At 59.8% G+C, this 14,308-nt stretch carries 13 protein-coding genes; 3 read left to right on the forward strand and 10 right to left on the reverse strand.

The features are described 5' to 3' along the window. Window positions 1–71: 71 nt before the first annotated feature. From rnc to rpoZ, 7 genes are all read right to left on the reverse strand, one after another. Window positions 72–785: a ribonuclease III gene (rnc, locus tag N434_RS16950; RefSeq protein WP_110759394.1), complete on the reverse strand. Its 714-nt coding sequence runs from the start codon at window positions 783–785 to the stop codon at window positions 72–74. Then, complete coding sequence (lepB, locus tag N434_RS16955; RefSeq protein WP_065115258.1) at window positions 782–1,528, reverse strand: signal peptidase I; 747 nt, start codon at window positions 1,526–1,528, stop codon at window positions 782–784. Before lepB ends, rnc begins: the two co-directional genes overlap by 4 nt. A gap of 209 nt (window positions 1,529–1,737) precedes the next feature. Further along, complete coding sequence (acpS, locus tag N434_RS16960; RefSeq protein WP_065115257.1) at window positions 1,738–2,142, reverse strand: holo-ACP synthase; 405 nt, start codon at window positions 2,140–2,142, stop codon at window positions 1,738–1,740. After that, window positions 2,139–2,717 carry a DUF2062 domain-containing protein gene (locus tag N434_RS16965; RefSeq protein WP_110759396.1) on the reverse strand — a complete coding sequence of 193 codons (579 nt, stop codon included), beginning with the start codon at window positions 2,715–2,717 and terminating at the stop codon, window positions 2,139–2,141. Before N434_RS16965 ends, acpS begins: the two co-directional genes overlap by 4 nt. 441 nt (window positions 2,718–3,158) lie before the next feature. Continuing rightward, window positions 3,159–3,305 (reverse strand): hypothetical protein, encoded by a 147-nt coding sequence (locus N434_RS16970; RefSeq protein ID WP_003496944.1) that lies wholly within the window; start codon window positions 3,303–3,305, stop codon window positions 3,159–3,161. Between the two features lie 197 nt (window positions 3,306–3,502). Then, entirely contained in the window at window positions 3,503–5,737 is a 2,235-nt protein-coding gene (locus tag N434_RS16980) for a RelA/SpoT family protein (protein WP_065116173.1), read from the reverse strand. 132 nt (window positions 5,738–5,869) lie between these two features. Next, window positions 5,870–6,262: a DNA-directed RNA polymerase subunit omega gene (gene rpoZ / locus N434_RS16985; RefSeq protein ID WP_035262680.1), complete on the reverse strand. Its 393-nt coding sequence runs from the start codon at window positions 6,260–6,262 to the stop codon at window positions 5,870–5,872. A gap of 392 nt (window positions 6,263–6,654) precedes the next feature. Here rpoZ and N434_RS16990 point away from each other — a divergent pair, with 392 nt between their 5' ends. Together N434_RS16990 and N434_RS16995 are read left to right on the forward strand one after the other, a co-directional pair. Further along, window positions 6,655–7,224, forward strand: a complete 570-nt coding sequence (locus tag N434_RS16990; protein WP_003521125.1) for a LabA-like NYN domain-containing protein — start codon at window positions 6,655–6,657, stop codon at window positions 7,222–7,224. 217 nt (window positions 7,225–7,441) lie between these two features. Further along, the gene (locus tag N434_RS16995) at window positions 7,442–8,941 is read left to right on the forward strand and encodes a methyl-accepting chemotaxis protein (RefSeq protein ID WP_065115255.1); all 1,500 of its coding nucleotides are present in this window, start codon (window positions 7,442–7,444) and stop codon (window positions 8,939–8,941) included. Window positions 8,942–9,132: 191 nt separating this feature from the next. Here the strand turns inward: N434_RS16995 and smpB are convergent, their stop codons facing one another. Both smpB and dapA read right to left on the reverse strand, forming a co-directional pair. Next, window positions 9,133–9,615 (reverse strand): SsrA-binding protein SmpB, encoded by a 483-nt coding sequence (smpB, locus tag N434_RS17000; RefSeq protein ID WP_035218083.1) that lies wholly within the window; start codon window positions 9,613–9,615, stop codon window positions 9,133–9,135. Window positions 9,616–9,776: 161 nt separating this feature from the next. After that, a complete protein-coding gene (gene dapA / locus N434_RS17005) occupies window positions 9,777–10,661 on the reverse strand; it encodes a 4-hydroxy-tetrahydrodipicolinate synthase (protein ID WP_065115254.1) in 885 nt (294 codons plus the stop codon). Between the two features lie 366 nt (window positions 10,662–11,027). Here dapA and N434_RS17015 point away from each other — a divergent pair, with 366 nt between their 5' ends. After that, window positions 11,028–13,100 carry a lytic transglycosylase domain-containing protein gene (locus N434_RS17015; protein ID WP_181424006.1) on the forward strand — a complete coding sequence of 691 codons (2,073 nt, stop codon included), beginning with the start codon at window positions 11,028–11,030 and terminating at the stop codon, window positions 13,098–13,100. A gap of 171 nt (window positions 13,101–13,271) precedes the next feature. Here the strand turns inward: N434_RS17015 and N434_RS17020 are convergent, their stop codons facing one another. After that, window positions 13,272–14,294 carry a porin gene (locus N434_RS17020; RefSeq protein ID WP_110759397.1) on the reverse strand — a complete coding sequence of 341 codons (1,023 nt, stop codon included), beginning with the start codon at window positions 14,292–14,294 and terminating at the stop codon, window positions 13,272–13,274. Window positions 14,295–14,308 lie beyond the last annotated feature (14 nt).

Raw genomic sequence — 14,308 nt, forward strand, 5'->3', positions numbered from 1 at the left:
CAGAGGTATTCAACATGCGGCCAGAGGGTCCGCCATGCGCTCGATTTCAGCACCCGTTCGGGCACTCAGTCTCAGGTGGAGGATTTCTGCCAGACGCCTTCGCGCTCCAGCAACCGTGTCGCCGCCACCTGTTCGGCCGCGCGCTTTGAGCGCTCCACGCCGGTTTCCGGCTTCACGCCGGGAATTTCCACCGTCACGGTGAAGCGGGGATCGTGATCCGGTCCGGAGCGATCGTCAACCCGGTAAGAGGGCGTGGTCGCAAATCTGGCATGCGCCCATTCCTGCAATTCCGTCTTAGCGTCACGCCGCCCGGCATCCACGCTTGTGGCCCGGCTTTGCCAGTATTTCAGGATGAATTTGCGCGACGCCTCCAGCCCGCCATCCAGATAGATGGTGGCGATCAAGCTTTCGACCACATCGGCGCGCACGTTGAGCATCGCCTTGCCTGTCAGCTTCTTCACATCCGAGCCGGTGCGGATAAAATTATGCAGGCCCATCTCGTCGCCGATCGCAGCGCAGGATTCGGCGCTGACGAGCTGGTTCAGACGGACCGAAAGTTCGCCTTCGGTGGCGTTGCGGAAGGTGGAGAACAGCAATTCGGCAACGCAGAGACCGAGGACACGGTCGCCTAGAAATTCCAGCCGCTCGTAATTGCCGGCCGCCGCCGAGCGGGCGCTGGCATGGGTCAAGGCCCGGTCCAGCCGCGCCTTTTCCTTGAACTCATATCCGATCAACGCTTCCAGACGGGAAATCTCGTCCGCCGAAAGCGGCTTGGTCTTGCTCATTCCACAACCTTGAAGAGGCGGTCCCAACGCATGTTGGCCGGCCATTCCCAAATGCGGCTGAACGGCGTGTCGTTGCCCAGCGAGAAGAAGATGACGCTGGCGCGGCCGATCAGGTTTTCCTCCGGCACGAAACCGACATCGAAGCGGCTGTCGAGCGAATTGTCTCTGTTGTCGCCCATCATGAAATAATGGCCTTCCGGCACCAGGAATTCCCGGGTGTTGTCGCCGCGCGAGTCGGGCGACTGGTCAAGCGTGTCGTAGGTGACGCCATTGTCGAGCGTTTCGCGGAAAACCGGCACATTGGCGCCCGGATCGGCACGGTAATCGGAAGTGAAGGTGCCATCGGGCTGCTTCGGCACCGGCTGGCCGTTGATGAACAGCACGCCGTTCATCATCTGAACACGATCACCCGGCAGGCCGACCAGACGCTTGATGTAATCGACCTCGGGATTGGGCGGCAGGCGGAAGACCACGACATCGCCGCGCTTCGGCTTGCTGAATTCGAGAATGCGGCCCGAAAACAGGTTCGGCGAGAAAGGCAGCGAATATTTCGAATAGCCGTAGGAGAACTTGTTGACGAAAAGATAGTCGCCCACCAGAAGCGTCGGCATCATCGAGCCGGACGGGATGGTGAAGGGCTGAAACAGCACGGTGCGGATGACCATGGCCAGCAGCAGCGCCTGAATGATGACCTTGACGTTCTCCCAGAGGGCGTTCTGCTTCTTTTCAGCTTTTTCGGACACTTAAAGACCTGCCTGATTGTTTCCCGGCTTCTCCGATCGTGAGGGAGCATCCGGGCCGTTGTTTCGTCGCGCCTGCGGCGGGTGAAGCTGTTTCACGCAGCCGGCAACGCTTTCATATTTCTGCGACTTCTCTAGAACCTTTCCAGCCCGAAGGGAAGCGCTTCTATGACACCGGTGCAAATAGACCGCCAATGCGGCGACCCCGGGCCTTAACCGTTCACGGGCAGCGCTTCGATAATCACAAATGCCTGAGCATAAGGATAGTCATCCGTGATCGTCAGGTGAATATTGGCGCGGTGGCCGGCGGGCAGCATGGCCGCCAGCCTTTCCCCTGCCCCATTGGTCAGCACCATTGTCGGCCTGCCGCCCGGCAGGTTGACGACGCCCATATCCTTCCAGAAGACACCGTTCGCAAGGCCGGTTCCGAGCGCCTTGGAGCAGGCCTCCTTGGCGGCAAAACGCTTGGCATAGGAAGCCGCGCGGTTCTTGCGGCCATCGGATTTGGCGCGCTCTATATCGGTGAAACAGCGATGCGTGAAGCGCTCACCAAAACGTTCGATCGACTTTTCAACACGGCGAATATCGATCAGGTCGCTGCCCAATCCAATGATCATTTCAACATCTCCAGAGAAGCATTCCTGTTGGCGGCGCGATGCGCGAGATTTTCCATCTTGCGCCGCTGGAAGCCGCTGATGAGGCCGTAGACGGCGATATAGGCGATGACCGCGCTGATGACGGCAGGAAACACGGCGCCGATGGTCATGGGTTCCAGGACCGGCGTCCATATCTGCCGGAACTCGAGATGGCTGAACAGCGCCACGAAATCCACATGCGCCGCACTTGCCGTCTGCTGCCGCCCGAGGATGAAATGCCCGAGTTCCCAGGTGGACGCCCAGATGAACGGAAATGTCAGCGGATTGGCAAAGGTGGTTCCAAGCGCCGCGGCGACGAGATTGACCCGCATGAGAAAACCGAGCGCCATGGCGATGATGATATGAACGCCGAGAAACGGCGTCCATGCCACGCCGATACCAAGCGCGACACCAGCGGCAACCGAATGCGGAGAGGCGGAAAGCCTGAGCAGACGCAGCTTCATATAGCGCAACGAACGGGAAAAACCCGTGCGCGGCCAGAAGAGGTCGCGAATCTTCTCTGAAAAACCAATGGGTTCACGGCGGCGAAACGGCATGGGGGCAGTCTATTTCATCGCCCCGGCCGCGCCAAGAGCATCATAGACGACGCAGGGATCTTTTGCAGGTGTATTCTCCGCTTCCGTCATTCCGGCCTTGAGCCGGAATCCAGCCGACATGCGTCTGCGCGGCGAGAAGACTCTTTCCCGCCCAAGGACTCGGGCGGGCTGGATGCCGGATCAAGCCCGGCATGAGGGACGTGGGATGTCACGAATACAGTGAATATCGAGCCTTCGATATCAGTCCCAATTTAGTGTCGTCTATTGCGACAGGGGACTGAACCGGGATTTTTTGCGGCGTATTGGTCAACCAGTTTGGGACAACCGCTTGAAGCGCGCATTCACATAGTTTTGCAAGATACAGGGACGAGCGTGCCAACAACAGCCGCGCACCCTCCAAGTCTCATACGCATGGCGATGGGCTGCCATGCGCTGGGCGCATTACCGACGGAACAGGCCGCGGTCGATTTCGCGCTGGCGGAACTCGAGGTCGACATTCGATACCGAGCCGCTGAGATATTCGAATTCGCGTTCCTGCGTGGTCTTGCCACGAACGGCACGGGCGATCTTGCGAAGCGGAGTAAACATGATTTTCGGTCCTTTCGGTTTGGAACCGGCGTTTCTCATCGGTGTTGTTCCACCGGCACGCCGCGTTTCCTTCTCTTCAATTTCTGAGAGGAAAATAGTCGCAAACCGCCTCCGCGACCAGAGACAGGAAAAGGCCGCTGCCATGCATTCAATGCATAACAACGGCCTTTTGAGTTGCAGGATCGTCTAAAAATGCCTCAATCGAAGGCACGCGCCACTGTTGATACGCAGTCGAGATCCTTCAGCTGCGACAGGAGCTGGTTCAGCTGCCTGAGATCCCAGACCTCGACATCCAGCGCCAACTCGGAGAAGTCAGTGCCGATGCGGACCATGTTCAGTCCGCGAATATTGACATCCAGCGTCGCGATCGATTGCGCCACCGAGGCGAGCGTGCCCGGCTCGTTCAGCGCATTGATCATCACCCGCGCCATGAAGCGCGACTTGTTCGCCTCATCGAGGTCCCAGCGCACATCGATCCAGCGCTCCGGTTCATCGTCGAAGCGTTGCAGCGCCGGCGCCTGAATGGGATAGATGGTGATGCCCTTGCCTTTTTCCATGATGCCGACGATGCGGTCTCCCGGAACGGCGCCGGCGGCACCGAAATGCACGTCGACATTGCCGGAAAGGCCACGGATGGGCAGCGGGTCGGGTCCATCAAGCATCTCGGCCGCGCCATCGTCCTCAAGCACCGAGCGCGACTTGCCGGGGATCTTGAAGACCATGCCGGAGGCGCTGCGCATGTTGAACCAGCCATCGTCGCCGGTCATCTTCACCGTCACGCGCTCATCCTGATAATCCGGATAGACCGCGCGCAGCACATCGAGCGAGGAGACCTCACCGCGACCGACGGCGGCGATGGCGTCTTCGACATCCTTCTGCGCCAGACGATGCAGCACGGGCTTCAGCGCTTCCCGCGAGAAAGCCTTGCCGGCGCGCTCGAAGGTGCGTTCCAGAATGCGATAACCGAGGCCGGAATATTGCTTGCGGATGGCCATGCGGGTGGCGCGGCGGATGGCCGAGCGGGCCTTGCCGGTCACGACAACCTCTTCCCAGGCGGCGGGCGGCACCTGCACGCCGGAGCGGATGATTTCCACCTCGTCGCCATTGTTGAGCCGGGTGACGAGCGGCATGATCCGCCCGTTGATCTTGGCGCCAACCGTGGTGTCACCGATATTGGTGTGCACCGCATAGGCGAAATCGATGGGGGTGGCGCCACGCGGCAGGGCAATCAGCTTGCCCTTGGGCGTGAAGCAGAACACCTGGTCCTGAAAGAGTTCGAGCTTGGTGTGCTCGAGGAATTCTTCCGGGCTGTCGCCTTCGGCCAGCGATTCGATGGTATGACGCAGCCAGGAATAGGCGTTCGATTCCGGCGAGAGCAGATCGCCCTCCCCGTTTTCGCCATCCTTGTAAAGCGCATGGGCGGCGATGCCGAATTCGGCAATCTCGTGCATGCGCTTGGTGCGGATCTGCAGCTCGATACGCTGGCGCGACGGGCCGACGATGGTGGTGTGAATGGAGCGATAGTCGTTCTGCTTCGGGGTGGAGATATAATCCTTGAAGCGGCCGGGCACCACCCGCCAGCGGGTATGCACGATGCCGAGCGCCCGATAGCAGGAGGGAATGTCGTCCACCAGAATACGGAAACCGTAGACATCCGAAAGCTGCTCAAAAGAGAGCGACTTCGACTGCATCTTGCGGAACACCGAATAGGGCTTCTTCTGGCGCCCCTTGACGCCCGCGCCGATGAGGCCGTTGGCCACCAGCAGTTCGCGCAGCTCGTCCTCAATCTTCTTGATGAGGCCCTCATTGCGCGTTTCCAGTTCCTGCAGGCGGTTGGTCACCGTCTCATAGGCTTCCGGGTTGAGATAACGGAAGGACAGGTCCTCCAGCTCGTCGCGCATGTCCTGCATGCCCATGCGGCCGGCGAGCGGCGCATAGATTTCCATCGTCTCCTCGGAAATGCGGCTGCGCTTGTCGGCCGGCATATATTCCATGGTACGCATATTGTGCAGGCGGTCGGCGAGTTTCACGAGAAGAACGCGCACGTCGTCGGAAATGGCGAGCAGCAGCTTGCGCAGGTTTTCCGCCTGCTTGGCCTTGCGGGTAACGAGATCGAGCTTCTTGAGCTTGGTCAGCCCTTCCACCAGCCGGCCGATATCCTCGCCGAAGAGTTCGTCGATTTCGGCACGGGTGGCGGTGGTGTCCTCGATCGTATCGTGCAGCAGCGCCACCGCGATGGTCGATTCGTCGAGATGCATTTCGGTGAGGATCGCGGCAACTTCCAGCGGATGCGAAATATAGGGGTCGCCATTGGCCCGCTTCTGCTGGCCATGTTTCTGCATCGCGTAAACATAGGCCTTGTTCAGCAGGGCCTCATTCGCATCCGGTTTATATTTTTGAACCCGCTCGACGAGTTCGTATTGCCGCATCATGCGATATTCCACAAAAAGAAAGCGCGCCAACCTGAGGGTCGGCGCACAATGCTGCATCAATAGGGATCAGATTATGACGGCAACTATTGACAGACGGTAACCGCCGCCTGCCAAAGGCATCATAAAATCCTATCAATAATCGTCATTTTTTTCCGGCGGCACAAGGCCTTCGATACCGGCCAGCAGTTCTTCTTCCGACATCTGGTCGAAAGTAACGGTTTCCGGCTGGTCGTCCTCTTCGCCATCGGCAATGGCGGAGGCGGCAAGCGTGACCGGATCGGGCTCGGGCTCGTCCACTTCCACGTGCTTCTGCAGCGAGTGGATGAGGTCTTCCTTCAGATCGTCGGGAGACAGCGTCTCGTCGGCGATTTCGCGCAGCGCCACGACCGGGTTCTTGTCGTTGTCGCGGTCAACCGTGATGGAGGACCCTTGAGAAATCTGGCGCGCACGATGGCTGGCGAGAAGAACCAGCTCGAAACGGTTGTCTACTTTATCAATGCAATCTTCAACTGTGACGCGGGCCATTGCCTGTCCTTTGCGGGTCGTAATGTCGTGGATCAGAGCGCCGTGCTTTCTTCGGGATGCACAAGGGTTGCTCTAACCTATTGAATCTGCGCTTCGTGCCTTGCAAAAAACGCTTGTGATTTCTCGCGACGAAGCTTTCCAGCTTCCGATACAGCCATTGGCCGCGGAATTCAAGTTTTTCCTGTCTTTGGCGTCTTTTGGCACCTTATTGCCGATGTTTGGCGTCTGATGAACAAAATGTCTAGAAGAATTGTCTTGGAATACGGGGGAAGGTAGCTTACTTAAAACGCAACGGCGGTATGCAAAGCTCGTTGATACCACATGATTTTTTGCGTTCTCGACCGGATATAAAAGCCAGATAATGGCCTTTCCAAAAAAAGGAATGGGATGGAATGTTCGATCCACGGGAGAAAATTGCGCTCTTCATAGACGGAGCCAATCTTTATGCAGCATCGAAAAGCCTGGGATTCGATATCGACTACCGCAAGCTCCTGAAGGCGTTTCAAAAGCGTGGATACCTGCTGCGCGCCTATTATTACACCGCATTGATCGAGGATCAGGAATATTCCTCGATCCGCCCGCTGATCGACTGGCTGGATTATAACGGCTACAAGGTCGTGACGAAGCCGGCGAAGGAATTCACCGACGCGCTCGGCCGCCGCAAGATCAAGGGCAACATGGATATCGAACTCGCGGTCGATGCCATGGAACAGTCCGAGACGGTCGATCATCTGGTGCTGTTCTCCGGCGACGGCGACTTCACCACGCTGGTGGACGCGCTGCAGCGCAAGGGCCGCAAGGTTTCCGTGGTCTCCACCATGGCCACCCAGCCCGCCATGATCGCCGACGATCTGCGCCGGCAGGCCGATCACTTCATCGATCTGATGACGCTGAAGGCCGAGATCGGGCGCGACCCGAACGAGCGCCCTGCCCGCCACGCCGAAAGCCCCGAGACGATCTGATCCGGGCTTGTACGCCGACATTACAGGAACGCGTCCGTCCCAAAGGTGGGCGCGTTTTTGTTGGGGCTCATGCCACGTCGCCGCCGGAAAATTGCCGTTTAAATTAACAAACATCAAATCTGGCCATTCGAAATTATATCTTGGTTAATTTTAGACGTGTCTAAATCACGCAACGGCACCGGAAACTGAATTGGGTGTCAAATCAGGATGACCAGACATGCACGGCCAAGCGAAAACCAATCAACAACTTGACGAAAGACTGAATTTTCTGGGGCTTGGCCACGAGCAGCGGCAAAATCTCTCAGACATGAAGGGTGTCATTACCGGCTCGCTGGATGCGTCTCTCGACCGTTTTTATGCGAAGGTTCGTTCGGTGCCGGAGACGGCGAAGTTCTTCGCCAACGATGCGCATGTCCAGCACGCTAAAAGCATGCAGCTCAAACACTGGGCAAGGATCGCCTCCGGCACGTTCACCGAGGATTATACCGACGCCGTGACCACCATCGGCCGCACCCATGCGAGGCTGGGGCTGGAGCCGCGATGGTATATTGGCGGTTACGCCCTGATGCTCGACGGTATCGTCAAGGCCCTGATCGAGTCCGAATTGAAGGGCCTTTTCATGGAAAAGAAGGCCAGAAAGGTGAAGGACGCCCTGTCCGCCACCATCAAGGCCGCCCTCCTCGACATGGATTATTCGATTTCCGTCTATCTCGACGTGCTGGCCGCCGAGCGGCAAAAGGTGGAGGCCGAACAGGCGCAGATGAAGAAGGAGCAGGAGCATGTTCTCGCCCTGCTCAACAGCGCCCTCGACAGGCTGGCGAATGGTGACCTCACCTCCAGCATCGGCGAAAAGACCGCACCGCAATTCGAAGGGCTCGTCGCCAATTTCAACGCCGCTGTCGGCAATCTCTCCGGCGCGTTTTCTCAGATCGTCGAAGAGGCGAACAAGATTTCCGGCAATACGCGCGAACTGACCTCGGCAACCGATGACATGGCGCGCCGCACCGAACAGCAGGCCGCCGCCCTTGAGGAAACCGCCGCCGCCGTCGAGGAGATCACCACCATTTCCAAATTGTCGGCGCAGCGCTCCGAGGAGGCCAAGGCCATCGTCGAAAGCTCGGCCGTTGAAGCCGCGCGCTCGCGCGATGTGGTGACGGAAGCGGTGAAAGCAATGGGGGCTATTGAGGACTCATCGCAGAAGATAACCCAGATCATCTCCGTCATCGACGAGATTTCGTTCCAGACCAACCTCTTGGCACTGAATGCCGGCGTGGAGGCCGCCCGCGCCGGCGAGGCCGGCAAGGGTTTCGCCGTCGTCGCCCAGGAAGTACGGGAACTCGCGCAGCGCTCCGCCACCGCCGCCAAGGAAATCAAGACGTTGATCGCCAAATCTTCCGAGGATGTGATGCAGGGTGTCTCGCTGGTCAACAAGACCGGCGAATCCCTGAATACCATCGGCAACAAGGTGGATCACATCCAGGAACATATCGCCTCGCTGACCAAGGCGGCGCAGGAGCAATCGGTCGGCATTCAGGAAATCAGCGCCGCGATCAACAGCATGGACAACCTGACCCAGAAGAATGCGGCGATGGTGGAAGAAACCAATGCGGCAACGCATAGTCTGAGCGATGTCAGCGCCAATCTGGCCGCACTTGTCAGCCGGTTCAGCGTTTCGACGACGAAGGCGCATGTGGAACGGACGTATCGGGCCGCTTGAACTACAACAAGACTACATTCACCCCGTCATCCCGGCCTTGAGCCGGGATCCAGCCAGCCCAAGTCCTTGGGCTGAAAGGGCTCGTTCCACAGCGCGGACGCGCTGTGGCTGGATGCCGGATCAAGTCCGGCATGACGGAAGAACAAGTGGCGAAAGGCCGCTACCCTCTAGGCCGCGAAATTTCCTGCCGCTCAGGCGTTACCGCCTTTCAGCAACCGCGACTTCTGCCGGTTCCAGTCGCGTTCCTTCTCGGTCTCGCGCTTGTCGTGCAGCTTCTTGCCCTTGGCGAGCGCCAGTTCCAGCTTCGCGCGGCCCTTTTCGTTGAAATAGACCTTCAACGGCACCAGCGTCATGCCATCGCGGTTGATACCTGCCCGCAGGCGGCTGATTTCGCGTTTGCTCAAAAGCAGCTTGCGGCGGCGGCGCGGCTCGTGGTTGAACCGGTTGGCCTGCAGATATTCCGGCAGATGGGAATTGATCAGCCAGATTTCATCGCCCTCGTCCGAGGCGTAGGATTCGGCGATATTCGCCTTGCCTTCGCGCAGCGACTTGACCTCGGTGCCGGTCAGCACGAGGCCCGCCTCATAGGTGTCGATGATTTCGTAGTTGAAACGAGCCTTGCGGTTTTCCGCAACGATCTTGTTCACCACGCGCTGGCTGCCTTTGGGGGCCATGATATTTCAATCCCTTGTTTTTCTTATTGCGCCGCAGCCTGCCGGCCGGAGCGGTTTTCGAGCCTCTATTTAGTATCGTCGTCGCAAAAAGAAAAGGCGCGCGGAACCGCTTCTGTCGCGAAGCGGGCCCATTGCGCGCCTTTAAGGCTTTCAGGCGTCTCTCAGTTCATCAGGCCGGCGTGCTTCAGCGCCGCATCGATGGCTGCTTCCGTTGCCGGTTCCAGCGTGCTCATCAAGGGCGAGCGGACCCGGCGATTGCCGCCGCGTGTCTTCGACAGCGCGTATTTCGTGCCGCAGACGCCGGGCTCCATGAAGATCGCCTTGTGCAGCGGCATCAGGCGATCCTGATAGTCCAGCGCCTTGGCGTAATCGCCGGCAAGCATCGCTGCCTGGAATTCCGAACAGAGGCGCGGCGCGACATTGGCGGTGACCGAGATGCAGCCGACGCCGCCATGGGCGTTGAAGCCGAGTGCCGTGCCATCCTCACCCGAGAGCTGGATGAAGTCCTTGCCACAGGAAATGCGCTGTTCGGAGACGCGGTCGAGCTTGCCGGTGGCATCCTTGACGCCAACGATGTTCTTGTGCGCCTTGACCAGCGCACCCATGGTCTCAGGCGACATATCCACCACCGAGCGCGGCGGGATGTTGTAGATGACGATCGGCAGTTTCACCGCTTCGGCGACAGCGGAGAAATGGGCGAACAGGCCCTTCTGCGTCGGCTTGTTGTAGTAGGGGGTGACCACCAGCAGCGCATCCGCGCCGGCTTCCTGCGCGTGCAGAGCAAGCTCGATCGCCTCATCGGTATTGTTGGAGCCTGCGCCCGCAATGACCGGAACCCGTTTCGCCGCAACCTCGATGCACAGTTCAACGACCCGTTTGTGCTCGTCGTGGGAGAGCGTCGGGGATTCCCCCGTCGTGCCCACGGGCACAAGGCCGTTGCTGCCTTCGGCGATCTGCCATTCCACATGGGCGGCAAAGGCCTGTTCGTCCACGGCGCCATTGTCCGTGAACGGGGTAATGAGGGCGGGAATTGATCCCTTGAACATGCAAAGCTCCTGGCGCCGAGCCGGTTCATGCTTCGGCCGCATTCGATGGTTAAAACCGGCACACATTAGTGCCAGCCCTTGGCGCCGACAAGCGCAAAGGCAGCGTATTTTGTCCGAAATTGTCGGAAGTGTGACAGTCGCAGGGTAGTGATCGGCAGGCACAAAAGGCCCGCACCGAAAAGAGACGCCGCTCGCGGGCCGGTGAATAAAAGTTGATTGAATTGCAGGGCGGCAATTAAGATTTCATTAAGCCTGAAATCCCAAGATTTGCGGGCGGGACATCAGACCGTTTTCGGCAATCCCGCTGCAATGTAGCAATATTACAAGCAAGAAAGTCGGCAACTCCGTTACACGATGAAGAACGGCATGAAAAAGACAGTCTGGGGATTGATGGCGGCGGGTCTTGCCGCAACCGTGTGGAACGCGCTGGCCGGGCCGCTGCCGGAAGGTGCGGCACCCCTTCCCTATGTCAAACCGAATGCACCGACCGTGCCTGCCTTCATGCCGGCCTCGCCCGAAATCACCGGCGCCATTCCGCGCCTCAACCGTCCCGACGATACCAGCCAGCTGAAGGCGGGCCTCGACGCGCTTTCCAGCCGCGATGCGACGCGGGCGATCGCGCTGCGCAACACCATGCCGAACGGCAGCCTCGACCGCCATATTCTCACCTGGGCCATCGCGGTTTCCGGCCAGAAGGATGTCGCTTCCGCCGAAATCGCCGCCGCCCAACGCGAGCTGGCCGGCTGGCCGGGTGCGGCGACGCTACGCGCCAATTCCGAAAAAGCGCTCTACCGCGAAGATCCGCCGGCGTCGCAGGTGCTAGCCGCCTTCGGCAGCAGCCAGCCGGAAACCGCTGAAGGCACCGTCGTGCTCGCCAAGGCGTTCGCCTCCTCCGGCAAGGGCGCGGATTCCCAGCGCCTCATTCGCCAGCTCTGGGTCAGCGAAGGCATGGACAAGGACATGGAAGACCGTGTGCTTGCCGAGTTTCCAGGCTATCTGACGCCCGCCGATCACAAGGCGCGCATGGATTATCTGATGTATCGCAGCCGCATCAGCCAGGCGAAACGTTTTGGCGATCTCGGCAAGGCGCAGTCGCTTTATAATGCCTGGGCGGCGGTGCTGCAGCGGTCCGCCAATGCCGGCGCATTGCTGGGCAAGGTCGATGCCTCCTGGCGCAACGACCCGACCTATCTCTTCGCGCGCATCGAGAACCTGCGCAACCAGCAGAAATATCCGGAAGCCGCCGTGCTTCTGCGGCAGGCACCGAAGGAAACGGCCAAGCTCGTCAATCCCGGCGAATGGTGGAACGAACGCCGTATCGTCGCCCGCGGTCTTGCCGATCTCGGCGATTTTGCCGAAGCCTATCGCATCGTCGCCAATCATTCGGCGACGTCAGCCGTCGATATTGCCGATGCGGAGTTCCATGCCGGCTGGTATGCGCTGAGAGCGCTGCGGGACCCGGCGGCGGCCTCGCGCCACTTCAACACCTTGTTGCAGACGTCGAACCGGCCCCTTTCGGCCTCTCGCGCCTATTACTGGCTTGGGCGGGCGGCGGAAGCGGGCGGGCCGGGCAATGCCCGCGATTTCTTCACCAGGGCCGCTGCCCATCCCGGCACATTTTATGGCCAGCTGGCCGCCGCGCGAATCGGCACGAAGACCCTGAACGTCACCTATCCGAGCCCCAGCACCGGCGACCGTGAACGCTTCGCCGGCCGCGAAGCCGTGCGCGCCATAGACCGGCTGGAGGCGGCGGGTTACGGCTGGCGCGCCGACAGTCTTTACCGCTCGCTGGCGGACCAGCTCGACAGCCCCGGCGAACTTGCCATTCTGGCGGCGCGGGCGGAAGGCAACGGCAACCATCAGGTTTCCCTGCAGATCGGCAAGACGGCCTTCAGCCGCGGCATCGATGCGGCAGCGCTTGCCTATCCGCTCGGCGTCATTCCCGCCAGCGCCAATATTGCCGGTTCCGGCAAGGCACTTGCCTACGCCATCGCGCGGCAGGAAAGCGCCTTCAACCCGGCCGCCGTTTCCTCCGCCAATGCCCGCGGCCTGCTGCAGCTTCTGCCGGGAACCGCCAAGGGCGTGGCCGGCCGCCATGGCCTGCCCTACACGCAGGCGATGCTGACCAGCGATGCGGGCTACAACGCCACGCTCGGCGCCCATTATCTCGGCGAGCAGATCGACAGTTTCGGCGGCTCCTATATCCTCACCTTCATCGCCTATAATGCCGGGCCCAAGCGCGTGCCGGAATGGATTTCCCGTTATGGCGACCCGCGCGGCAAGCCTATCGACGAAGTGGTCGACTGGATCGAGCGCATCCCCTTCCCCGAAACGCGCAACTATGTGCAGCGGGTGATGGAGAATTATCAGGTCTACAAGACCAGGCTGGGGCAACAGGCCGATATTGTCGATGATCTGCGCCACGGGCGTGCGGGATAAAAACCGGACCTATCGGCAGATATCACCCTATCAAACAGTGAAGCATCGGCTGGCCCGGTGCTTTTTTGTGTTCCGGATATTCGCCGATGCGCATATCCACACGCGTCACCCTCAAACGAAAAAGCCCGGCTCGAGAGCCGGGCTTTCCATCACTGACAATGTCAGATCAGATTAGAACGTGCGCTGAAGGCGGACGAAACCGGTGACTTCGTCGTCAGCACCATCTTCGTCGTAGTAGTTCGCGGTGATCTTGGTGCTCAGGCCGTCGGTGATCTTGTAATCAACCGTCAGACCAGCAGTCCAGGCGTCACGGTCGCCAACGAAGTCGCCGTCAGCAGGGTTGACGTCGAGCTTGCCGAGGTATTCGAAGCCGGGGGTAAGCGTCAGGCGGTCGGTAGCCTTGATCGCGTATTCAACGGCAACGGCCCATTCAGACTTCGCGTAGTAAGCGTTGTCGCCAGAAGCCCAGATACCAGCAAGACCGAAGGTGCCCGGACCGATATCTGCAAACAGCATGCCGCGGATCGCAACATTTTCTGCGTCGAAGTCGTAGCTGGCGATCAGGTTAGCCGTAACAGCACCGAACTTGGCGCCGATCATGCCGCCGAGGCCGACGTTGTTGTCCGGACCGTACTGGAACTGACCATACTGGCCTTCGAGCTCGTCAACCGAAATCGCAGCCTGGAAAGAACCTGCGTCGTAGGTGTACTTGATCGAGTTGAACAGGGTGTTGGTCGACAGAATGTCGGTTTCGCCATTCAGATCGTCATCCCACCAGCTGTAGAACTTACCGACCTTCAGGCCGCCGAGTTCGATGAAGGCCTGGTCAACGAAGACGCTCGAACCAGAAGCAGTGCCGTTGTCGGCATTGCCGCGGAAGCCGATGAAGCCACGCAGAGCACCGAGTTCGGTGTCGGTGCGGGTGTCAACTTCGAACTGGGCGCGCGTGAACGAGTTCCAGTCAGACGTACCCTTGGCGTCGCGGCCGAAGTCGGTCTGGAAACGGATGTAACCGCCGAACTTCAGGCAGGTTTCGGTGCCGGGAATGTAGAAGAAGCCGGTGCCGAAAGCGTCGCAGACGCGAACATATTCCAGGGGCTCGGGCTCGGCAGCGACGATAGCGTCAGCGGCCTGTGCGCCGGATACTGCTGCGAGAGCTGCAGCGGAGCCGATCAGAAGGCTCTTGATGTTCATGGTTGACCTCCAGT

The organism is Rhizobium sp. UGM030330-04 (assembly GCF_003208455.1).
In the GTDB taxonomy this organism is placed as follows: Bacteria; Pseudomonadota; Alphaproteobacteria; order Rhizobiales; family Rhizobiaceae; genus Agrobacterium; species Agrobacterium rhizogenes_A.

Excerpts from the sequence above, each read along its gene's own strand:
- rnc (WP_110759394.1), bottom strand. The coding sequence starts at position 785 with ATGAGCAAGACCAAGCCGCTTTCGGCGGACGAGATTTCCCGTCTGGAA.
- N434_RS16995 (WP_065115255.1), top strand. The coding sequence starts at position 7,442 with ATGCACGGCCAAGCGAAAACCAATCAACAACTTGACGAAAGACTGAAT.
- acpS (WP_065115257.1), bottom strand. The coding sequence starts at position 2,142 with ATGATCATTGGATTGGGCAGCGACCTGATCGATATTCGCCGTGTTGAA.
- N434_RS16970 (WP_003496944.1), bottom strand. The coding sequence starts at position 3,305 with ATGTTTACTCCGCTTCGCAAGATCGCCCGTGCCGTTCGTGGCAAGACC.
- rpoZ (WP_035262680.1), bottom strand. The coding sequence starts at position 6,262 with ATGGCCCGCGTCACAGTTGAAGATTGCATTGATAAAGTAGACAACCGT.
- N434_RS17015 (WP_181424006.1), top strand. The coding sequence starts at position 11,028 with ATGAAAAAGACAGTCTGGGGATTGATGGCGGCGGGTCTTGCCGCAACC.
- dapA (WP_065115254.1), bottom strand. The coding sequence starts at position 10,661 with ATGTTCAAGGGATCAATTCCCGCCCTCATTACCCCGTTCACGGACAAT.
- N434_RS16990 (WP_003521125.1), top strand. The coding sequence starts at position 6,655 with ATGTTCGATCCACGGGAGAAAATTGCGCTCTTCATAGACGGAGCCAAT.
- smpB (WP_035218083.1), bottom strand. The coding sequence starts at position 9,615 with ATGGCCCCCAAAGGCAGCCAGCGCGTGGTGAACAAGATCGTTGCGGAA.
- N434_RS16980 (WP_065116173.1), bottom strand. The coding sequence starts at position 5,737 with ATGATGCGGCAATACGAACTCGTCGAGCGGGTTCAAAAATATAAACCG.
- N434_RS17020 (WP_110759397.1), bottom strand. The coding sequence starts at position 14,294 with ATGAACATCAAGAGCCTTCTGATCGGCTCCGCTGCAGCTCTCGCAGCA.
- N434_RS16965 (WP_110759396.1), bottom strand. The coding sequence starts at position 2,717 with ATGCCGTTTCGCCGCCGTGAACCCATTGGTTTTTCAGAGAAGATTCGC.